Below are 22,115 nucleotides of genomic sequence, written 5' to 3' on the forward strand. Positions count from 1 at the left end.
TGGGGCGGACGATCAGGGCGTCGTCGTTCCCGTTTCCGGATCCACGACGGGAGGCTCGATGACGACGGGTGGTGTGGTCTCCCCGGGAATCGGCTCGGTCGGGGGCACGCTCGGCTCCACGGGCTCGACCGGCACGACCGGTTCGGTCGGGGTACTCGGCTCCGGCGCGGGGGCCTGCGACGGGCGCCGGATCGGAGTGGTGTCCTCCTCGGGCTCTTCCGGCAGTACGCGCGTGACCGTGACGGCCGCGCTGACTCGCACTCCGGCCTCATTCGCCGCCGTGACCGTATAGACGACGGCTTCGGACGCGCAGGAGAAGGGCACTGCTCGGTCGGTGAGATTTCCCGGAAGAGCCGCCGCGATCGGGAGCTCGAGGGCATCCACCTGCGCGTCACCGGACCCGATCGCGACGCTCTCCGCGTCGTCGATCTGCCAGCTCAGCAGCACCTGGGCGTCCTCAGCTTCCTCCGAGGCGCATTCGATCGTCGCAGTGTTCGCCGTGAAGCTCTTGATCACCGGATCGGCAGTCGCTGTGGGCGGCGCAGATGTCGGGCGCGCCGATGGCTCAGCCTCGATGGGCGCGGCGACACTGCTCAATGTGCCGATGATAGCTCCGGCGGCGACCGCGAGAAGCACTGCGACGCCGGAGAGCACCATCAGCAGCACACTGCGCTTCCTCGTGCGCTTCTCTGCACGACGATGGCGCTCGCGACGGGCACGCGCGCGTGGCTCGCCTGCACCGGAGGAGAGTGTCGCGGCAACCGGAACCGCACTCGTCGAATGACTGTCTATCTGCTGATCGACGGATGAGGCGTCGAAGCCGACCGCGATCGGTGCGTTCTTCGTCGAAGGCTGCGGCGCAGACGCTGCACCCACAGCATTCGCTCCCGGATTCTTCGTCCATGCGATGTACTCGGCGATGACATCGTCGGCGGGGCCGTCGGCGATGAGCTCCCCCTTGTGCACCCAGAGAACGCGCTCGCAGGTCTCCTTTAGTGAGCCGACCGAGTGGCTAACGATCATCACGAGCCCCGCGCTCTCGCGCAGCTCGTTGATGCGCTTCTCGCTCTTGGTCCGGAATCGTCGGTCTCCCACGGCGAGCGCCTCGTCGATCAGGAGAATCGAGTGCGCCTTCGCGGAAGCGATCGCAAACCGCAGCCGCGCCGCCATGCCCGAGGAGTATGTGCGCATCGGGTGATAGATGAAATCGTTGAGCTCCGCGAAATCAGCGATCTCATCGACGTGTTCGGCCGCTTCTTCCGGCGTGAAGCCCATCGCCAGGAGCCCGAGGCGGATGTTGTTCTCGCCCGAGAGCTCGGGCACGAGTGCCGCGTTCACACCGAGAAGCACCGGACGCTCTCGAGCGAAAATCCGTCCCCCGGACGGCGGGATGAGGCCGGTCATGGCGCGAAAGAGCGTCGACTTACCCGAACCGTTGTGTCCGACGACGCCGATCGATTCACCCTCTGTGGCCGTGAAACTCACCCCGCGCAGCGCAGGGACAGTCTGGAGGTCACGGCCGCCCCTGATGGTGCGCAGGCTCGTCAGCGATTCGCGAGCGGTCATGCGCTTGCCCGACGCGTATACGCGGTAGTTGATGTGCACGTCGTCGGCGACGATCATCGCTCGGGGTGCATGATCGACAGCGGCCGGCCGCTGGTCGGGAAGCAAGAGGTCAGTCACTGAGGCCGTACCTCGGCTCGGCCTGCCAGAAATACACCACGCCGACGACGATCATCCCGAACGCCCAGATCGGTGCCGCGATCCAGGCGAGCAGCGGGGCTGAATAGCCGTCGAGAAGCACATCGCGTGCGATCGCGATGAAGTCGTAGATCGGGTTGAGGTGCACGATGGTCAGCAGCGTCGGATAATCGGCGAGCGCGCCGTCGACGTCGAAGAAAATCCCGCTGGCATAAAAGAGCACACGGGTCACGATGGGGATCAACTGCTGGACATCTCTCGTGCGCACGGAAATGCGAGCGACGATGAGGGCGACCCCGAGGTTGAACACGCCCATCACCGCGAAAATTGGGACGATGAGCAACCAGGACCACGAAATCGGTTCGCCGAAGATCAGCAACAGGATGCCAAGGAGGAGAACGACCGGAATCATCCTCATCGCCTGCTCCGCGATCACGGAGATGGGCAGGAGGATGCGGGGGAAGCCGAAGCTCTGCACGAGCTTGGAGTTGCTCGTAATCGCCTTCGAGCCGTTGCCGAAGCAGCCGGTGAAGAACTCGAAGACGAACACCCCGACGATGAGGAACTGCACGAAGTTCTCGGGTCGCGCGGCACCCGAGAGGATGAAGTGGAAAATCACCCCATAGGTGATCGCGAGCGACAGTGGCTTCAGAACGATCCAGAGGACGCCGAGCCGATTCGGCAGCAGCCCGGAAATCAGACGGCTACCTGCGAGCCGGACCGCGAAGGCGCGAAGTCGCCATGTCTCAGCGAGATAGCCGCTCAGCCGAGGACGGGTTCCCACCTCGGTCAGACCGGCAACCGCGGGCGCAGCGATCGCTCCCATTCGGATTCCTCTACCTCTCTCTACCCTGACGCGCGCTGTCCGATAACCAGGGCAACATATCGGAACATGCTACCCCAGCCACTATCCGAGGTCTGAGCGACGCTCAGTCGCGGCCGTAGATGTCGCGCGTGTAGATCTTGTGGGCGACGTCGTCGAGCGCCTCCGTCGAGCGGTTGGCGATGATGACGTCGGCCCGTGCCTTGAACTCATCGAGATCTCGGACGACCTCCGAGTGGAAGAACTCGTCTTCCTCGAGCGACGGCTCGTACACGACGACCTCGACGCCCTTCGCCTTGATGCGCTTCATGATGCCCTGGATCGACGAGGCGCGGAAGTTGTCCGACCCTGACTTCATGACGAGCCGGTAGACGCCGACGGTCTTCGGCTCTCGAGCGAGGATGTCGGTGGCCACGAAGTCCTTGCGGGTGCTGTTCGCATCGACGATCGCCGCGATGAGGTTCTGCGGCACCTTCGAGTAGTTGGCCAGCAGCTGCTTGGTGTCCTTCGGCAGGCAGTACCCGCCGTAGCCGAAGGAGGGGTTGTTGTAGTGCGAACCGATGCGCGGGTCGAGTCCGACACCCTCGATGATCTGCTTGGTGTCGAGCCCGTGCACCACCGCGTAGGTGTCGAGCTCGTTGAAGTACGCCACGCGCAACGCCAGGTAGGTGTTGGCGAAGAGCTTGATCGCCTCGGCTTCGGTCGACTCGGTGAGCAGCACGGGCACGTCGGTGGCGATCGCACCTTCGAGCAGAAGCGCGGCGAAGGCCTCTCCGACAGGCCCGCGGTCACCGACGACGATGCGCGACGGATAGAGGTTGTCGTGCAAAGCGCGCCCCTCCCGAAGGAACTCGGGCGAGAAGACGATCGACGCCTGGGGATGAGCTGCCTTCATGCGGGCGGTGAATCCCACCGGGACCGTCGACTTGATCACGATCGCGGCGTTCGGGTTCACGGCGAGCACGGTGTCGATGACGCTCTCGACCGACGAGGTGTCGAAGTAGTTGGTGACCTCGTCATAGTTCGTCGGCGTGGCCACGACGACGAAGTCGGCATCCCGATAGGCCTCTTCGGCGTCGATCGTCGCCGTGAGGTCGAGCTCGTGCGTGGCGAGGTAGTCCTCGAGCTCGACGTCGGCGATGGGCGACACTCTGCGACTCAGCAGCTCGACCTTCGCCGGGTCGATGTCGACAGCGAACACCTCATGGTGCTGGGCGAGGATGACGGCGTTGGACAGGCCGACGTATCCGGTCCCGGCGATGGCGATCTTCATGCCCTCAGGCTATCCCGGCCCGCGGATAGACTCGTGCGCGATGACACCGCGCCCTCTGCTCTCCATCGTCATGCCGGTCTCGGATGACGACCCGACTGTCGCGACGGCTCTCGAGGGCGCGCTCGCGCAGAGCCTCGTCGACATCGAGATCATCTGCGTCGACGATGCCTCGACCGACGGCACCGCCGAGGTGCTCGAGCGATTCCGACGACGAGACCCGCGCGTCCGCGTCGTGCGCCACGAACGCAACCTGTCGGCGTTCCAGGCACGGCGCACCGGGGTCCTCGCGGCGAGCGCCGACCACGTGATGTTTCTCGACGGCGACGACGAGCTGGCCCCGGATGCCGCCGCGACCGCCATCGCGAAGGCTGAGGCGACGGATGCGGACATCGTCGGGTTCGGTGTCACGGTGGTCGAGCGCGACGGCCGCACCGGCAGCCCCTACGAGGTGCGCCTGCAGCCGCCGCAGCAATCGCTGATCGGCGACGATGTCCTGCGCGCCCTCTTCCCGGTGGGGAAACCCGCCCAGGGGCAGCTCTGGCGATTCCTCTTCCGCACGAGCGTGCTGCGCGAGGCGTACTCTCTCGTTCCCGAAGACCTCGTCCTGCCGCGCATCAACGATCTGCCGCTTCTGTTCCTCGCGGCGGCGCTCTCCTCGAGCTACGCGGCCGTCCCCGACAAGCTCTACCGCTATCACTTCGGTCGCGGCGGCAGCGGGCACCGCGTCGACACCGTCGAGCGTGCCAAGTTCTACACCGGCGCGATCCGCTCGGTCGATGCGATCGGATCGGCCGTCGATGCCGTCGCCGCTGCTCACGCCGACCCGACCCTCGTCCGCGATGCCTACGCGTCGGTCCGCTCATCGATCATCGGGTATGTGTGCTTCCAGCTCGTCGAGCACAGCGACGACGCCGTGCTCGACGATGCCCTCGCGCATCTGCACACGGTGGCCAGCGCGCACGATGTCGTCCGGGCGGCCGCGCGGTTCTATCCAGCGACCCTCAGGGCCCTGAAGTTCCACGCCGAGTGGCAGGGCCTGCCCGAGAAACCGGTCCGCAGCATCGTGCTCGTCACGTCGACGGTGCGCACCGGAGGCGTCTCGGCCGTGCTCGCCGCGCAGGCGCGCTATCTGCACGAATCGGGTCACCGGGTGATCGTCGTCGCGCGCAACGGCGGGAGCGATGCGAGCGCACTGCCCGCCGGCATCCCGTTCATCGAGCTGACCTCCCGGCAGCTTCCCGCCCAGCTCGCACAGTGGGCGGAGATCTGCCGCACGCATCAGGTCGATGTCATCATCGACCACCAGGTGCTCTACATGGACACCTGGCCCGAGTTCGCGCTCGTCGCGCGAGCCGAGGGCGCCGCGACGATCGGCTGGCTGCATAACTTCGTCGCGCGACCCGTGTACGACGGCAACGGTCGGCTGACGCTCATCGAACGGTGCAGTGCGACCCTCGCTCAGCTCGTGACGCTGTCGCCGCTCGACGTCGCGTACTTCCGGCTGCGCGACATCGAGCACGTGGCCTACCTGCCCAATCCCCCATCGGCCCTCATGCTCGAGCCTCCGACCCGCCCCGGCGCGAAGACGCCCCCGTCGGAGCGACTCGAACTGGTGTGGTGGGGGCGACTCGAGCAGCGGACGAAACAGGTTCGGGAGCTCATCGAGGTCGGTGTGCAGCTGCGTGCGCTCGGTGTGCCGTTCGCACTGAAGATCATCGGCCCCGACTGGGACGACGTCACCGCGAAGAAGCTGAACACGCTCGCACGGCGGCGCGGAGTCGGCGATGCCGTCATCGCTGTGGGCCCGTTGCGAGGGGCCGCCCTGGTCGCCGCGATCGACGGCGCGGATGCCTTCATCTCGACGAGCATCATCGAGGGATACCAGCTCACAATCGCCGAGGCCCAGGCACGCGGGCTGCCGGTGTTCATGTACGAGCTCCCGTGGCTGACGCTCGTGCAGGACAACGAGGGCGTCGTCGCCGTGTGTCAGGGAGACGCGCGCGGCCTCGCAGCGCGGCTCGCCGAGACGCTCGCTGACCCGGAACGCTATGCGCAGCTGTCGCTCGCTTCGTTGGACGCCGCGTCGAGGGCTCGCGACCACGACTTCGCCCAGCTCTACCGCGAGGTGGTCACCGGAACGCTCTCGCCGGATTTCTCCCCGTCCCCCACCCTCGACGACGCCCGCGCGCTGCTCGGCCTGCTGGTGTTCTTCGCAGATCGCGCGGACGGGCGGACGATGTCGCCGACCGATTCACCGACATGGGGCAAGCGCGTGTGGCAGTCCGCAGCGCCGCTCGGCCGCGCGACTCTGCGACGCGTCCCGGGACTGCAGCCGCTCGCTCACCGGGCGAAAGGCTGGCTCGGCGCCCGCTGAGCCGTCCGGAGTCGCAGATCCGCACGGGACGCAATCCTCGCCAGACGACCTGCGGCTTAGGATGGCAACGAGCCAACCGGCGCACATCGAACGTGTGGCCCGCGCATTTTCCTGAGATCTCCGGAGTCTTCCATGCCAACCGCGCCCCGCGTCTCGATTGTGATTCCGCTGTTCGACGACGCTGAGACCGTTGCCGCCGCTCTGGAGAGCTGCCTCGGGCAGACACTCGCAGAGGTCGAGATCATCTGCATCGATGATGCCTCGACAGACGGCACTGGAGACGTGGTCGAGCGATTCCGTGAACGCGACTCGCGCATCCGTCTCCTCCGGCAGCCACGAAACCTCACCGCGTTGCAAGCCCGACGTGTTGGAGTCATCGAAGCGACCGCACCCTATGTGCTCTTCCTGGACGGCGACGACGAGTTGCACCCCGATGCCGCCCAGAAGGCTCTCACGGCTGCGACGAGACACGGCGCGGACATGCTCGGGTTCAGCGCTGAAGTAGTCACACCCGATGGACGGATCGTCGGCGGGTACCAGAAGCGACTCGCCCCGCAGCACACCGCACTCTCCGGATCAGGGGTCCTCAACGGACTGTTCCCGTCGGGCGCGCCCGCGCAGGGGCAACTTTGGCGTTTCCTGTTCCGTACGTCACTCCTTCGCAATGCGTACGAACTGCTACCGACCGACCTCCAGCTCCCCCGGGTGAACGACTTGCCGCTGTTGTTCCTGGTCGCAGCGCTTGCCGACAGCTACGCGTCGATCAATGACCGCCTTTACCGGTACCACTACGGACGAGGTGGCAGTGGTCAGGCAGTCGAGACTCTGGATCAGGTGCACTTCTACGCCGACGCGATTCGATCGATCGACAGCATCCGACCCGCGGTCCATTCGATCGCACGCACCCGCAGCAACCCTGGCCTTCTTCTCGATGCCTACGACTCCGCTCGGATGTCGATCATCGGGCATGTGCTCTCGCATCTTCTGACCCACACGGCTCCGCATCTCACGGGTGACGTGCTCGCGCACTTGAACACCTGCGCTCCCCCGGTTGATCTCGTCTTGGCGGCAGCGCTCTTCCACCCTGAGACGCTTTCGGTGCTGAAGCGCCACAGTGCGCCGATCGAGCTCGGCGACGCCCCGGTCCACAGCGTCATGTTGACGACTCGGTCGCTCAAGACCGGCGGCGTCTCGAATGTCCTGCTCGCGCAAGCCGCGTATCTGCGGCAAGCGGGGTATCGAGTGCTCATCGTCGCTCGGAGATTTGACAGCAACCGCAGCCTCGTGCCGGAGGGCGTCGAATTCGTCGAGATGGTCGGCCGAGGTCTGCCGGAACGGCTCATGGAATGGGCCGCGATCTGCAGGTCGCGATCTGTCGACGTCATCATCGACCATCAGGTGATGTATTCGCGCGACTGGCCAGAATACGCGCTCACGGCCCGAGCCCTGGGCGTCGCAACGATCGGGTGGCTCCATTCTTTCGCAGGGCGGCCCACCTACGACGGCAACGGGACACACGGACTGCTGAAGGAGTGCCTGCCCCTCCTGTCGACCACGGTCACCCTGTCGCTGCTCGACGTCGCGTTCTGGAAGCTACGCGGCGTGGAGCGCACCGTGTATCTGCCGAACCCGCCCTCGCCGCTGATGCTCGAATCACGAGGCGAGGCGATCGCGCGCAGCCTCCCCGACGGGCGAATCGAGCTCATCTGGTGCGGTCGTCTCGACGACCACACCAAGCGCGTCAGCGATCTGATCGAGGTCGCGGAAGAGCTTCGCACGCTTTCCCTCGACTTCCACATCACGGTGATCGGCCCCGACGGAGGCGACCTCACCGCGGACCGGTTCAACGAACGCGCCCGCGTGCGCCATCTCGACGGTTTCATCGAGGCCGTCGGAGAAAAGCGTGGACAGGATCTGATCGACGCGCTCGACGGCGCACACGCTTTCGTCACCACGAGCGTCATAGAGGGCTATCAGCTCACGATCGCCGAAGCCCAGGCTCGGGGTCTGCCTGTGTTCATGTATGAGTTGCCATGGTTGACGGTGGTTCAGGGGAATGACGGAGTGGTTTCGACTCCGCAGGGTGACGCTGCACGCCTCGCTCGACAGATCGCTGAGGTCTTCGGCTGCGCCGAGAGATACGAACGACTCGCCGCTGCATCGCTGGTCGCCGCCGCGCGGGCACGATCTCACGACTTCGCCGACCTGTACGGGCGGCTGATCACAGGCTCCCTGCCGTCTCGGCACTCCCCCCTCCCCACTCTCGAAGAGGCGCAGGCCCTTCTCAACTGGACCATCTTCTACGCGGACCAGCACACCGCGCGAGGTACGGACTCGACGCCGCGCCAGCGCGACGAGGGTCACGCGAGAAGAGGGCGTATTGCAAAAGGTTCCGGGGGGCACGGCTCATCATTCAGGCGACGAGTCTGGGAAACCGCGCAACCGGTCGGGCGCACGCTTCTCCAGGTCGTTCCTGCGTTTCGGCCTCTTGCTCAGCGCGCTAAAGCGATGATGACCGCCGGTCACTGACACCGTTACAGGTCGAGCACCCCCCGGATCCGCGTTGTGAGTGATTGGATCGCAGCACGTGAAGCCTGGACTGCGGCTTCTAGTCCGGTGCGCTCGGAATCGACTCTGTCCGCACGCCCGGCGATGCTGTCGTGGTGCCCCGTGAGTGCACCGAGCCCGGCTACCGCAAGAATACGCTCGATCTTCTGCGGATCGGAAGCAGTCCCGAGCGGATACGCTCCCTCGGTTGCACCCATGATCAGCGCGTGTGCGCGGTCGCTCACGACTGCGAGTGAGCGCGCGTAGACGCCGCGTACATGGCGGTCGAGGTCATCATGCCTGGTACTCGGAGCGCCCAGATAGTGCCCGTTGAGGACCTCCGCCAACTGCACGGCGCGAGGGGCATCGCGGGCGACCTGTGCGACGGTCGCGATTGTGGTACCGGTGCGCTTCGCGAACCCTCGGACGGCGCTGATCCAGGAATCATCCGGCCACGGACGATCGAAACGCAGGGTCACGGCGGTGTACGGCCGATCGCCCTCGGTTCTCCAGGCGGAGGTCGATGATCCCTCTGCGAAAGCCCAGTCGGGCGCAACCCGGCCGAAACCGGCAGCGTCGCGTGAACCGGAGTCTCGCCACGAGACGAGGGCAGCTTCCCGCAAGACGGAGTCAAATCGCACTGTTGCCGCGGTCTCCAAGTCTTTGAGGCCAAGCCCCGCAGCAATGACCAGGCCACCTCGACGAACGACACGCTCCATTTCTCGCGCCCTATCGGGCTGCGGATACGGCTGGTCTGCATGAGGGCTGATCTCCCCCGCATTGACGACGTACACGGGGCGCGGCACGCTCTCCGCAGACAGCAGCCAACCTTTGCGATCTGTGTAGAGTGCGCCATTCGAGAGGTGCGGAAGACCGGAGACGTAGTCCGATGTCTGCCCGAGCAGATGCACGTGAACGCGCGCACCCGCGTGCGTCAGCGCACGGAGAAGTCCCGCACGCAGGGCCGAGTCGCCGAGGTTATCGTCTTGCCCGGACGGCTGAACGAATGCGTCCCTCATCGATAGCCCTCCACACGGCAACCATAGTATGGAGACGTGATCTCGCTCCCCGGTGACGCGCATCCCGCACCGCGGCCCGTCGTGCAAGAGGTGCACCGCCCGACGGCGCCCTTGCTGCGCTACATCGATCAGATCGTCGGCAGCGGGAGCGAGTATGTGGAGTTTCGCTTCTCGCAGGGCGTTCTGACTCGGTTCGACATCGACATACTCCACGTCGCGGACGAGAATCTCGGCCATCTCCTGGGGACACCGGATCTTGATGCGCCCACGTCGCCACTCGCAGCCGCTGCGCTTGTGCGCAATCTGCGAAAGCACGACATTGCCCTGGTCCGCACGCTATCCCGGGCTTCCTCCGAGACACCAGGCGGGCGGTCGGCGCGGTGGACGCGGTCACTTCTCGACAAGGCGACTGAGGCCTTCATCGTATTCGACGAGTCGACACCGACCCCAGACGCAGGAAAGACCACCCTCATCCCGCACGCCCACTACCGCGACCGCTTCATCGGATATCCCCGAGCGGCACTCGTGCGCAATCGAATTCTGTCCATCGCCGCCGCCGAGCTCCCCGCAGCAACGGCGGAGCTGCTGGGGATAACGCGGGCTGCGAATACGGCCGGCCTCGAACTGCGGGTGGTCGGCTCAGCGGCGCCGGCTCTTATGCGCGCGATCGAATCCGAAGCAGCGCGTCATCCGCGGCATCTGTCCGCGCGACTCGAAGCCCTTTCGGACGGCGCACAGGTGCAAGAGATCGATGCCGCGGAACTCACGATCGTTCCCGAGACGCGCAGCATCGAGGACTACCAGACGCTTTTCCTCGTGCTCTCCCTCGATCGCCCGGTTCTCACGCCTGGCACCGAAGCCATGAAACGGCTTGCGCAGGAAGTGGGGCCGGAGTGGCTACACCTCAGCGATGGCCCAGTGACCGCGGATGCACTGGATCTCGCACTCGCGCGTGTTCGGGCGATCCCCGCGGGGGCCCGACCAAACCTGGACGGACGCAGCCTGCAGGCGACCCAGAACGCCTATGGGGTGTTGTTCGAAGACGCGGCGCACCGGCGATCCAACTCCTGAATCTCCTCGCGCTAGGATCGTCGAGATCATTCGCGCGGCCGCGCACCCGCAGCATTCATTCGTCTCCCACTCTCGAGGTAGTACCGGTGTCCAGTTCCCCCCGCGTATCGATCATCATCCCGTTGTTCAACGACGAGGAGTTCGTCGCGGCCGCGCTTCAAAGCTGCATGGCACAGACACTCGCAGACATTGAGGTCATCTGTGTCGATGACGCATCCACCGATGCGACGGTGGAGATCGTCGAGAATATCCGTCGCAGGGATGCGCGGGTCCGCTTGGTCCGTCAGCCCGAGAATCGGTCGGCCTTCCAAGCGCGTCGGATCGGCATCGAGGCCGCGAATGCTCCGTACGTCCTCTTCCTGGACGGCGACGACGAGCTCGCACCACACGCGGCATCTACCGCGCTACGCAAGGCCACATCTACGAAAGCGGATGTTGTCGGCTTCGGCGTGGACATCGTCGCGGCCGATTCGCGCACCCCAAAACGCTTCGAGGCCGCATTGCAGCCGAAGTTCGGCGAGCTGCGCGCCCCCCACATCGTTCCCACACTGTTTCCGGTCGGCGAAGAGGCCAACGGGCATCTTTGGCGATATCTGTTCGCGACATCATTGCTCAGGGGCGCCTACCAGAATCTCGATCCTCACCTGAGCTTCTACCGGGCGAACGACCTGCCAATCACCCTGCTCGCCCTCGCGCAGGCGAAGAAGTATGTGTCCCTCACCGAGCGCCTCTACCGCTACCACTTCCGCCGCGGGACCAGCGGGCACGCGGTCGACGACGTCGAGCGTTTCGCGTTCCTCTTGAGTGGAGTGGAGGCAATCTCCGCCATCGGTGGTCAGATTAGGCGGCTGGCCGAGGAGACGACCGATCCGCAGTCGCTTCTCGGCTGCTACGAATCAGCTCGACTGCACATGATCGCCAATGTGATGCGCAGCTGCATACGGGACACTTACGGGGAGCTGCAGCGCACCTGCCTATCGATGTTGGAGGCTCACGTCGGCAGACTCGACGTCATTCGAGCTGCGGCCGGCTTCTGCATCGAGGCCCTCGAGCTGCTCTCTCTCACCGCACCTGAGCCAGTCGACCGTCCCGCTAAGCGGCGCAGCGTCCTGCTGCATACAGCTCACCTCGACACCGGCGGGTTGCAATCGGTCTTGCTCGAGCAGGCCGCGGCGCTCGCCTCCGCGGGTCATACGGTTACCATCGCGGTTCTGCGGCACACCACACGGCAGCTCCAGCTTCCTCCCGGAGTGTCGGTCGAGCTTGTGACGGGGTCCGCCGTCTCCCGAATCGATCGCTGGCTTGAGATCTGCCGTGATCGCGGAGTCGATGTAGTCATCGACCATCACATTCTCTACAACGAGAACTGGGCCTGGCACGCGCTTGCCGCGCTGACTGCGGACATTCCGACGATCGGGTGGATTCACAACTTTGCCTTGCGGCCCGTGTTCGACGCGAGTCAGAGGACGTCATTTCTCACAAGGCACCTGCGCCTGCTCTGGCGCGTCGTCACGCTATCCCGAGCGGACGTCGCCTTCTGGAAGCTGAGGGGACTGGAGCATGTCGTCTACCTGCCGAACCCGCTGTCGCCTCTTGCGTTGCAAGCGTTGGAGACTCAGTCGGTACGTCAACACACGAGCGGGCGCATCGAACTCGTCTGGTGGGGACGTTTGGATGGCCCGACCAAACAGGTTCTTCATCTCGTGGACACCGCTCGAGAGCTGAAGGCCCGCGATGTCGACTTCAGGTTGAAGATCATCGGGCCGGCATCGAACAACCTGACTCCGGAGGAAGTGCGGGCTGCCGCCATCGAACGAGGAGTCGACGATCTCATCGACCTCGTCAGTGAGCTCGATGCCGGCAATCTGACAGCGGAACTGTCGAACGCCCATCTGCTCGTGAGCACGAGCGCGATTGAGGGTGCACCGCTCACGCTCGTGGAGGCACAGGCTCTCGGCATTCCCATCGTGATGTACGACCTTCCATGGCTCTCCGCGGCGCGCGGGAACGATGGCATGATCAGAACCCCGCCTGGCGACCCGGCAGCGCTGGCCGACGCGATCGCGGCTGTCGCGAGCAGCCCCGAAAGGTACGAAGAGTTGTCGAGCGCATCGCGATCGTTTGCGCGCGCGGCAGCAGCCGTAGACGTCGACGCGCTCACGGTGGCGATAGTGGCAGACCACATTCCTCCGGAGTTCTCGCCCGAGCCCACGTTGGACGATGCTCGTTTGTTGATCGACTGGCTAGTCCGCTTCGCCGAGCGCAACGCGCGCGACGGCGCGCAGGGGAACCCCCGGGAACTCCATTCGTTGCGACGCACGCTAGACCGCACGCGACGAAGGCTCGAACAGATCACGAGGGGTCCTTCGTACCGCGTGGGTCGTGTCGTCACTCACGTGCCGCGCCAGCTCGCGGCGCTCCTCAGTGCGGTGAAGAGCAGGATGTCGAACACATCATGATCTGGAAACGGAAGCGCGCGCTCATTGTCGGCCCGTATCGCGCCCACAACTTCGGCGATGATCTCGTCGGGGGCGGCGGAACATGGGTGACACGTCGGGACCCAAACCTGGCGCGTCACATCTGGATCTCGTCGCGAGAGCTCAGATGAGTGACGCGCTTTCGAAGACGAAGGTGTACGTCATTAGGGCGCGTCTGCCAAAGAGTGTCGCCCTGGCGAGGCGGTCTAGAGGACGACTCCCGAACGATACGTAACGGCTAACTTGTAACGCGTCACGGTTCCGCGCCACTTCTTGACGAGTTCGAAGGACCGCTCGGCGACGGTTCAGTTCGACGGCCTCCCTTGGACCGTCACGCGCTACCCACCGACACAGGAGTTCAATCACTGCTTCCCGGGCAAGATCTCCATTGAGGTCTCGAACGGGATTCGCCGCCGAGCCATGTTCCACGCGAGCTTCGCGAAGCTCGAAGCATACGGAGCTATGATGCGCTGCGAGCGCGATAGGACCAGGAGATCCGCGACGGACTCTATGAGACCCTCGCGGGAGTTGTACGCGCCTGCTTTGGGCAAGGAGACGACGCCTGACACGGCTTCTCTGATGCGTTCCTCCGCACTCCAGACGTCGCACGACAGGTAAAACACCGCATCGGGGCGCTCTTCACGTATCGACAACATCCTAGCAATGAACCATTCCAGGGGTGATTCGGCGAGCGTCTTCTGGTGGGTCAATGTTGGATGCGCTCTGACCTGCACTCCGACAAACTCTTGACCCAGGCGTCCCAGCGGCGCAGCGCTTAGGTCCCGCACCTCCTCAGTCGGACGGAGTTCCGGCAGCATGGTCGACCAGTGCCGACTGCCACCGAACTGCGGGATCGCACCATTCCCGACCACGGAAATTACGGGCTCCCCACGGACCGACTCCAGATCTCCGAAACCACTCTGCGAGAAGAACTCGACCGCCGGTGTCGGTCCTGGCTCGTCAATCGCGGTGCCTCCGGAGTACTCCCAAAGCTCGTCGAAACGGGCGCCAAATCGCTTGCCATCCTGCTCGCCGACCGGCCAGTGATAATAGAAGGTGCGTCCCTCGACATCCGCGATCGACTGAGCGGACAGCACAAGCGGCAACCGATTCCCTAGCCCGCTCCGCATTGGCGACGTTGCGACGAGGGCAGGCGAAACAATCTCATCAACTGTAGGCACCGCCTCATGCTAGCCGCCGTCACGTGCAAATGACCCCCACCTGGCCCAGAAGGCCGGAGGAGCGCAGCCAGCGGCGACAGCAGGGCATGCCCGTGATCTTCGATGATCGTTCGCAGCAACGCGTGGAGGGGATGCCGAGATATTCCTGGCAGGGGCCCCTGTAGGATCGACGGGTGATGGTAGAACCCGAGGAACTGCGCAGCCCGGAAAAGATACTCGTCGTAGGTCACGGTGTAGCTGGGATGGCGATCGCGGAAAACGCTCGTTCAAATGGCGACACTGTGGTGGGGTTTCTCGACGATGAGGTGATCGCTGACGAGATTCTCGGCGTGCTGGCGGATGTCAACCGGGTCGTACGTGAGCAGGTTGTCGACAGCGTGTACTTCGCGATTCCGACGATCGAGGCGAAGCGCCTTCGCGAATTCTTGGTGGGACTCGACGGAACCGATGTGCGATTGTCGATCCTGCCGCGGACCTATAAGACGATCGCTGCTGACTCCGTGAGCATCAATGACCTTACGGATGTAGACGTACTTCAACTCGTCGGACGGGAGCCGGTGAAGCATGATCTGCTTGAGGCACGCGAACTGGTCGCCGGAAAGCGTGCGATCGTGACCGGCGCGGCGGGGTCGATCGGGTCGCGTCTGGTTGAGCATCTACTCGATCTTGGCGCCGAGACGGTAGTCGCGTTCGATTGGTGGGAGAACGGTCTCTTCCGCCTGTCTCACCAGTTTGATGATCCGCGACTGGTTGTAGTCGTAGGCGATGTGAAGAACAGCAAGCGTATTGAAGGCTTGTTCAACGATCACCGTCCCGACCTGGTCTTCCATGCTGCGGCGTACAAGCACGTGCCGATGGCTGAGCAGAACTCGGCCGAGACAATCGCGAACAACGTGTTGGGAGCCGAGGTTGTCCTCTCTGCTGCCATCGCCGCGGGGGCGAGCCACGCCGTCTACGTGTCGACTGACAAGGCGGTGCGCCCCACGAATGTGATGGGCGCGAGCAAACGACTCGGTGAACTGCTGCTCCGGGACCTCGCCGCCGATTCCGGCAACACTAAACTCACTGCCGTGCGGTTTGGGAACGTATTGCAGAGCAACGGTTCAGTCATGGAGACGTTCCGTCGCCAGATTGAAGCGGGTGGTCCCTTGACTGTCACTCACCGCGACGTCACGCGTTACTTCATGACGATCGACGAGGCTGCGCAGTTGATCATCCAGTCCGCGCTCATGGGAACAAATGGCGACATCTGCGTCCTCGACATGGGGGAGCCGGTGCGAATCATGGATCTCGCTGAGAGTCTGGTGAAGGCAACCGCTCCCGGGGTCGAAATCAGAGTGACTCAGCTTCGCCCTGGGGAGAAGCTGTACGAGGAACTCACCTACAACCCGGATTTGGCTACAAGCACAGGGAACAGGAAGGTCTTCATCCTCAAGGTCGAGGAAGAGATGGACGTGTCGGTCGATCGTATTCGCGAAGTCCTCGCCGCGGCTCGCACCAGCGACCTCTCCGATGACGACGCCCGACGCGCTCTGCGCGAGATGGGCTTTGCCATCGCGCCGCTTGTCGAGGTCGCACCCGCGTGAGCGTGCCGGCCGCCTCAACGGTTCTCGTCACCGGCGGCGGTGGTCGACTAGGACGACTTGTCGTGGGGGCACTGCGAAGCCGAGGCACGCGTGCTCTCTCGCTTGCGCGCAAGCAAGTCAGCAATTGCTCGGATGATCTGGTTGCCGACTTGGGCGATCCCGACGCCGTGAACGACGCGGTGCGTGGCGCCGCCATCGATGTCATAGTGCACCTCGCCGCCGTCGTGCACGGCGACGAGGTTGTTGCAGCCAACAGGCGGTTGGATCTCGGGCTGCGTTCGCTCATCCGCGCAGCTGAGCCGTCCGCAATCGTCTTCGCGTCCAGCAGTGCGGTTTACGGTGACCGTCAACGGGAAGCGCTGACAGAAGAATCACCGGCACTGGGCGATTCACCTTATGCAGTTTCGAAGCGCGCAACAGAGGACCTACTGCGTCTTGAGTGCGCTCGACGGGCCAGTCTTTCGGTCACTACCCTGCGCATCTTCAATATCGCGGGTCCCGACTTTCCCGATTCGCTCGTGCACCGATTGATCGCCGCGGATCCCACCCGGCCAGTGAGTCTCCGGCCCCTCGACTCCTTCGTGCGCGACTACATACATCAGGCTGATGTTGTGCGTTCCATACTCGCAGCACATGAGCGAGCACGACCGGGGTACCGGACGCTCAATGTTGGGGCTGGCGTGCCGATCTCCACTCGTCAGCTGCTCCGCTCTCTCGATGTCTCTGATGACAGCTGGATCGAAATCGACGGCCCTGTAAGCTCGAGCTGGGCCGACATTGCTGCAGCGGTCCGATGCCTCGGCGTGAGGCCCGTGGCAGTCCCGTCTCCGGACTGGGCGGGCAACGACCCGGCGGGCGTCAGACAGAGCCTGCGATAGGGTGAGATATCGCTGCCGCGCGAGTCACAATGAGAGGCGCCGCGGGTCAATTCGAGTATGAGAGCCATATGTTGACACTCCCCGCAATATCGATCATCATCCCTACGCACAACGACGAGGAGTGGATCGCCGCGGCTCTCGAGAGTTGCATTCAACAGACCTTCGGATCCCTGGAGGTCATCTGTGTCGACGATGCGTCGACCGACGGTACTCGAGAGATTATCGAGAGGTTTCGTGCCCGGGACTCCCGCGTGCGTCTGCTTGTGCAAGAGGTCAACGGTTCAGCATTTGAAGCTCGCCGACGGGGAGCAGAAGCTGCCTCGGCGCCTTACCTGCTGTATCTGGACAGCGACGACGAACTGGCTCCGCGTACTGCCGAAGCCGCCATCGCGCGCGCAAGAGAATCCGGCGTCGATGTTGTCGGTTTCGGAGTAGAAGTAGTCAACGTGAACGGAGGGCGGATCCCGAGTTTCGCGAAGGACATCCAGCCGCGGCATGCGCGTCTGGCAGAGGCGGATATACTTCCAAACCTCTTCCCACCGGGCAAGCTCGCCCACGGACACATCTGGGGATACCTCTTCCGCACCGAGCTGGTCCGGCACGCGTATGGCCAGATAGCCACAGGACAGTATGTTCCTCGTGCGAATGACTTGCCGATCGCCTTCCTCGCACTCGCGAGTGCAGCAAGCTACGCGTCGATTCCGGAACATCTGTATCGCTATTTCTTCCGACGCGGTGCCAGTGGCCATCCCGTGACCAACACTGCTGATTTCTCTTTCTACCTGGGCGCGGTCAGGTCGATTGAGCTGATTGCGGACGCAGTGTCGCACCTTCCCGCGGGCAGCGATCGCGGGAACGCGGCGCGCGCGAGCTACGACTCTGCGCGGCTGTCGGTAATCGGGAACGTTCTCGCTGCATGCGTTGAGGTCGCGGATCGCGCACTGCAGGCCGACTGCTTGGCGATGATTCGCGATTCGGTGAGCGACACGGATATCGTCCGTGCGACAGTCCGATTCGCCCCCAAGGCGCTAGAGATGCTTGCGCGGAACGTTGACCGTGCCGCGCAGCCGCGCACTCATGTGCGGAGCGTCGTTCTGTCCACAGCGGACCTTCGCACTGGAGGTGTCCAAGGCGTGGTCGTTTCTCAGGCGCAGTCCTTGCTCGACGCCGGAATCGCGGTGACGATCGCGACCCAGCGCGACGAAGAGTCTGTATACGACCTTCCGACTGGGGTGCGAGTCGTTCGCGTCGAGGGGGACTCGCTGGCGGAGCGGGTCGACGCGTGGATCAGTATCTGCCGAGAAGCGCGCGCGGATCTCGTGCTCGACCACCACGTGCTTTACAACCGTGTATGGCCAGCGTTCGCTCTCGCGGCACGTTCAATTGGTGTGCCCACAATTGGTTTCCTGCACAGCTTCGCTCTTCGCCCTGTCAGGGATGACAACGATCTCCTCTCTTTCCTCGTGCGTTATCTTCCCCTGCTCGACACTGTCTCGACGCTGTCATCGACGGATGTCGCGTTCTGGAAGCTCCGAGGAATTCAGCATGTCGTGAGGTTGCCGCACCCCCCCTCGCCGATGCTCCGCGAGCTGGCGCGGACCAGCGAGCCGAAGGCGCCGCCCGTCGGCCCACTCAAGCTTGTGTGGTGGGGACGGCTTCAGCAGTCCACGAAACAGGTCCGATCCCTCATACTCGTCGCAGCCGAGCTCCGACGCATCGGGATCGATTTTGATTTGACCATCATCGGCCCCGACACAACAGATCTCTCCGCTGCGCGTCTGCTCGAAGATGGGGAGAAACTCGGAATCGCTGACGTTCTCACAATGCCGGGCGCCCTTCACGGAGATGAGCTGCGTCGCGCGGTGAGCCAGTCTCACATATACGTGTCGGCGAGCCTGATCGAGGGGTCTCCTCTAACTCTCGTCGAGGCTCAGGCGATGGGACTGCCCGTTGCGATGTTTGACCTGCCCTGGTTGGAAAACCTCGTGCAGAACGACGGAGTACTTGTCGCGAAGCAGGGAGATGTCCGCGATCTAGCCCAACAGATCGCGAGGTTGGCGACGGACCCCGAACTGTACGTGGAAACATCCTCTGCTTCTCTCGAGGCCGCCCGCCGCGCGACCGACTTCGACTTCGCCGAACTCTACGCGATGCTGTTGGAAGGTAGACTTCCGGCATCCTTTTCGCCAGAGCCGACGACTGCGGATGCGCAGCTTCTGCTGGAGTGGACCGCGTTCTATGCCGAGGCGAACTCCGCAAAGCATCATCGTCAGAACGTGGAGCGACTTGCGCTGCGGGACGAGGTCCGGGCTCTGAGGCGGGGATCCGCTCAACGGGAGAACGTGAAGTTGCGCGAACAACTCCAGAGCATGAAATCAAAGTTCTTCGAGCAGCGAGAGCGAACCGCTGAGCTGAAACGTCAGCTGCGCAGACGGTCGGTTCGGCGTCTGCTTCGGGTCGAGGGGCTGAAGAGACGGTCCACAGCGCTGATAAGCGGGACGCGCACGTTAGTCGCGTCGCTGGCCGAGAACAAGGTTCCTCAGCCGGTGACGCCGCGGGAAGCCCGCGCTATCGGACGACGCCCCATTATGAGGGCAGTCAAGCGCGCGAACACCCGTGCCATGCCGGACGTGTCCGTGATCATCCCGGTGTACAACTCGGCACCGTGGCTTGAGGAATGCATTCAGAGTGTGCTCAAGCAAACCGGCGTAAAGCTCGAAGTCATCTGCATCAACGACGGATCGACCGACGATTCTCGCGAGATCCTGGGGACGTTCGCCGACCGCGATCAGCGTGTGCGCATAATCGATCAAGAGAACAGCGGGCAGTCGGTCGGGCGAAACGCAGGACTGGACGCGGCCAAAGGCCGTTACGTAATCTACCTCGACAGCGACGACTACTGGTCGCAGGATTCCCTGGCCGAGTTCGTGCGTCAGGCCGACGCCGAGCGGCTGGACGTACTGCTCGTGGAGGGGCACGCGTTCCGGGACGGCGACATCGCCGATGATGTGTGGAGCCGGTACGAGCGGTACTACCAGCGCTCGAAGGAGTATGGTCCGGTCCGTGATGGCGTAGGACTGATGGTCGAGATGCGACGAACCGGGGACTACCGCGTGCACGTGGGCATGTATCTGGCGCGGACGGAATACGTGCGACGCGAAGGCGTGCGCTTCATCCCCGGTATCGTTCATCAAGACAACCCCTACACGTTCGAACTGATTCTTCGTGCGGATCGAGTTGCTCACCGTCTCGTCGATTTCTACGCACGTCGTCTTCGCCCCGGGTCGACTATCACGACCCTAAAGGCAGCGAGTTCAGCGAAGGGTTATTATCTCGGCTACATCGCGATGAGCCGTCAGCTGGCGAGCCGACCGCTAGCGGCCGACGATGCAGCGACGCTTAGCGATCTCGTCCACAACGTCTTCGTGAGCGGCCGCAAGCAGTTCGTGCAGCTTCCCAATCATCTAGGGGACGAACTCAAGCAGTTGGACCCGAGCCCCGACGCCCAGCTGATCTTCCGGACCTGGAGGAGTTCCAGGTAGAAGATGGACAGTCGCACTGGTCGAGTTGCAAGGCGACCGTCTCGATAGTTTGCGGAGCGCAGGACTTTGACTCCCACCGCCAGGGATTGGAGCCGAGGCAACCGAGCGCGTTCCTCTGACCAGTACTCGAGCAAGTCCCGTCCCTTCATCCGGTCGGCATGTGTCGTCGGCGATGATCAGTGAGATCGGGACGAGGTGACCTGCAAGACACTGAGGGGGCGGGATACCGTGCATGAGTCCGTGTCCAGCGCGTTGGATCGTCTACGAATGTCATCGACATCGGTCGCGGTGTCACGATCCGCCACTGCTCGATAGTCATCAAGGCGGTGGGCGCTCTGGCCGCGTGACCGTTACGCGTCGATCGCGGTGTCCGGGCTGTCGGTCTCTCGACGGTCGAGCATTTTGCAGACACGCAAGGTGGCCGGATCGGGTGACCGAAGGTTCGTACTAAAGAGGCTTGGTGTGGGCCCGTATCAAACGGTTTGAACGATCCCACCGACGCGTCCGTCGGCCCGTGATCCCGTCTCGCGGCGCATCTCGACGAACTTCAGTGACGGAAATCGCCGAGCCTCAATCTGCATACAGCGTCGTTCCCGCGGCTCGCGTAACGCGACCGAGTTGCGGACGGCGGCGACTAGCCGCTCGACCGCAAATCGTGAGTCGAGCGAATTAATGATTGGTGACTTGTCCAATGATGACAGCCAAAGCAGCAACGGGCGCTCAGAAGACCGAGTGGATCCACCAGCCGGGCCGTGGCGGACTGTCGAGCACCCGTAATCTGCCCTCCCGCAAACAGGTCTGGTGTTGAGTAACGCCCGCCTCTACGGCCAGCGCGACATGCGCTCGTCACACGAGGTCGTACAGACGCACCGCGCTGCCGACCGCCAGCCTCGCCCGGCACTTGCCGGACGAGCCTATGGACAGGAACGGAAGCCTGGACGATTCAAGACACCGGGATCCGCACGGTGGGGGCGTCCCCGGTCTCCCAGAAGTCCGCATCCAGCACCCGCGTCACCGGATCGGGCTCCTCCGCCCACGCCGGCGACGATTGAACCGGCTGAGGCGCCCGCGCCGCGGCACGAGCGGCGTTCTGCCGCTGCAGCTCGGCGGCGGCAGCGCGCCGCTCCCAGAGCTCGCGCTCGATCATGGTGCGGTCCCTGGCGTGGATCAGTCCCCGCAGGATGACGGCCAACAGCAGGCCGATGTATCCGCCGAGCGTGTTGGACAGCACGTCGAGGACGGTCGAGACCCGCTCGTCCAGCGCGATGCCCTGCGTGACCTCGATCGCTCCAGAGAAGGCGGGGAGCAGGAAGATCGCGAGCCACCATGCCTTGCGAGAGAGGGCGAGGCCGAGCAGGAATCCGAGCGGCACGAACATCGCGATGTTGGCCGTGAACTCGAGCTTGTCGTAGCCGAACCACTCCGGCACCCCGAGATTGTGCAGTGCGCGGAGTACTCGTCCGGCGATGCTGTCGAACTCGAGCTGCTCGGGCTGCGGCCACATCGTGACGAGCAGCACGAAAGCCGAGTACACGATGAGCAGCAGCGTCGAGATCCACAGACGCGCGTGGCTGCGGGGCGGCGGCGGTCCGACCTGGATCTGCGTCATGGTCGCGTTCCTCTCATGCCCGGGCCGGGCGACG

Annotated in this window: 13 protein-coding genes; 7 read left to right on the plus strand and 6 right to left on the minus strand. The window is 64.0% G+C overall.

The features are described from left to right. Nucleotides 1-12: 12 nt before the first annotated feature. From AB0N61_RS02405 to AB0N61_RS02415, 3 genes are all read right to left on the minus strand, one after another. Complete coding sequence (locus tag AB0N61_RS02405) at nt 13-1,683, minus strand: ABC transporter ATP-binding protein (RefSeq protein ID WP_363361434.1); 1,671 nt, start codon at nt 1,681-1,683, stop codon at nt 13-15. Next, nucleotides 1,676-2,527 (minus strand): ABC transporter permease, encoded by an 852-nt coding sequence (locus tag AB0N61_RS02410; RefSeq protein WP_363361436.1) that lies wholly within the window; start codon nt 2,525-2,527, stop codon nt 1,676-1,678. The genes AB0N61_RS02405 and AB0N61_RS02410 overlap by 8 nt, the downstream gene beginning before the upstream one ends. 103 nt (nt 2,528-2,630) lie before the next feature. Next, nucleotides 2,631-3,797, minus strand: coding sequence for a nucleotide sugar dehydrogenase (locus AB0N61_RS02415; RefSeq protein ID WP_363361437.1), 1,167 nt, complete (start codon nt 3,795-3,797; stop codon nt 2,631-2,633). 40 nt (nt 3,798-3,837) lie between these two features. Between AB0N61_RS02415 and AB0N61_RS02420 the strand changes: the two genes are divergently transcribed. Further along, entirely contained in the window at nt 3,838-6,171 is a 2,334-nt protein-coding gene (locus tag AB0N61_RS02420; RefSeq protein ID WP_363361439.1) for a glycosyltransferase, read from the plus strand. A 132-nt stretch (nt 6,172-6,303) separates the two neighbouring features. Beyond that, a complete protein-coding gene (locus tag AB0N61_RS02425; protein ID WP_363361441.1) occupies nt 6,304-8,700 on the plus strand; it encodes a glycosyltransferase in 2,397 nt (798 codons plus the stop codon). A 5-nt stretch (nt 8,701-8,705) separates the two neighbouring features. Here AB0N61_RS02425 and AB0N61_RS02430 read toward each other — a convergent pair whose 3' ends face one another. After that, the gene (locus AB0N61_RS02430; RefSeq protein ID WP_363361442.1) at nt 8,706-9,737 is read right to left on the minus strand and encodes a polysaccharide pyruvyl transferase family protein; all 1,032 of its coding nucleotides are present in this window, start codon (nt 9,735-9,737) and stop codon (nt 8,706-8,708) included. A gap of 36 nt (nt 9,738-9,773) precedes the next feature. Here AB0N61_RS02430 and AB0N61_RS02435 point away from each other — a divergent pair, with 36 nt between their 5' ends. Both AB0N61_RS02435 and AB0N61_RS02440 read left to right on the plus strand, forming a co-directional pair. After that, nucleotides 9,774-10,808, plus strand: coding sequence for a hypothetical protein (locus AB0N61_RS02435; protein ID WP_363361444.1), 1,035 nt, complete (start codon nt 9,774-9,776; stop codon nt 10,806-10,808). Between the two features lie 86 nt (nt 10,809-10,894). Then, nucleotides 10,895-13,267: a glycosyltransferase gene (locus tag AB0N61_RS02440; RefSeq protein WP_363361445.1), complete on the plus strand. Its 2,373-nt coding sequence runs from the start codon at nt 10,895-10,897 to the stop codon at nt 13,265-13,267. A gap of 380 nt (nt 13,268-13,647) precedes the next feature. Here the strand turns inward: AB0N61_RS02440 and AB0N61_RS02445 are convergent, their stop codons facing one another. Further along, a complete protein-coding gene (locus tag AB0N61_RS02445) occupies nt 13,648-14,466 on the minus strand; it encodes a hypothetical protein (RefSeq protein WP_363361447.1) in 819 nt (272 codons plus the stop codon). 176 nt (nt 14,467-14,642) lie between these two features. Here AB0N61_RS02445 and AB0N61_RS02450 point away from each other — a divergent pair, with 176 nt between their 5' ends. From AB0N61_RS02450 to AB0N61_RS02460, 3 genes are all read left to right on the plus strand, one after another. Then, nucleotides 14,643-16,052, plus strand: coding sequence for a polysaccharide biosynthesis protein (locus AB0N61_RS02450; RefSeq protein WP_363362036.1), 1,410 nt, complete (start codon nt 14,643-14,645; stop codon nt 16,050-16,052). Next, nucleotides 16,049-16,930, plus strand: a complete 882-nt coding sequence (locus AB0N61_RS02455) for an NAD-dependent epimerase/dehydratase family protein (RefSeq protein ID WP_363361449.1) — start codon at nt 16,049-16,051, stop codon at nt 16,928-16,930. Before AB0N61_RS02450 ends, AB0N61_RS02455 begins: the two co-directional genes overlap by 4 nt. Before the next feature lie 68 nt (nt 16,931-16,998). Then, the gene (locus AB0N61_RS02460; RefSeq protein WP_363361451.1) at nt 16,999-20,472 is read left to right on the plus strand and encodes a glycosyltransferase; all 3,474 of its coding nucleotides are present in this window, start codon (nt 16,999-17,001) and stop codon (nt 20,470-20,472) included. Between the two features lie 943 nt (nt 20,473-21,415). Here AB0N61_RS02460 and AB0N61_RS02465 read toward each other — a convergent pair. Further along, the gene (locus tag AB0N61_RS02465) at nt 21,416-22,081 is read right to left on the minus strand and encodes a VanZ family protein (RefSeq protein ID WP_363361453.1); all 666 of its coding nucleotides are present in this window, start codon (nt 22,079-22,081) and stop codon (nt 21,416-21,418) included. Nucleotides 22,082-22,115: the final 34 nt, after the last annotated feature.

Origin of the sequence: Microbacterium sp. NPDC089320, from assembly GCF_040684875.1 — a bacterium.
In the GTDB taxonomy this organism is placed as follows: domain Bacteria; phylum Actinomycetota; class Actinomycetes; order Actinomycetales; family Microbacteriaceae; genus Microbacterium.

Bases quoted from the DNA above. Each gene is read 5' to 3' on its own strand.
- AB0N61_RS02465 (WP_363361453.1), bottom strand. From the start codon at position 22,081: ATGACGCAGATCCAGGTCGGACCGCCGCCGCCCCGCAGCCACGCGCGT.
- AB0N61_RS02450 (WP_363362036.1), top strand. From the start codon at position 14,643: ATGGTAGAACCCGAGGAACTGCGCAGCCCGGAAAAGATACTCGTCGTA.
- AB0N61_RS02420 (WP_363361439.1), top strand. From the start codon at position 3,838: ATGACACCGCGCCCTCTGCTCTCCATCGTCATGCCGGTCTCGGATGAC.
- AB0N61_RS02410 (WP_363361436.1), bottom strand. From the start codon at position 2,527: ATGGGAGCGATCGCTGCGCCCGCGGTTGCCGGTCTGACCGAGGTGGGA.
- AB0N61_RS02460 (WP_363361451.1), top strand. From the start codon at position 16,999: ATGTTGACACTCCCCGCAATATCGATCATCATCCCTACGCACAACGAC.
- AB0N61_RS02425 (WP_363361441.1), top strand. From the start codon at position 6,304: ATGCCAACCGCGCCCCGCGTCTCGATTGTGATTCCGCTGTTCGACGAC.
- AB0N61_RS02415 (WP_363361437.1), bottom strand. From the start codon at position 3,797: ATGAAGATCGCCATCGCCGGGACCGGATACGTCGGCCTGTCCAACGCC.
- AB0N61_RS02430 (WP_363361442.1), bottom strand. From the start codon at position 9,737: ATGAGGGACGCATTCGTTCAGCCGTCCGGGCAAGACGATAACCTCGGC.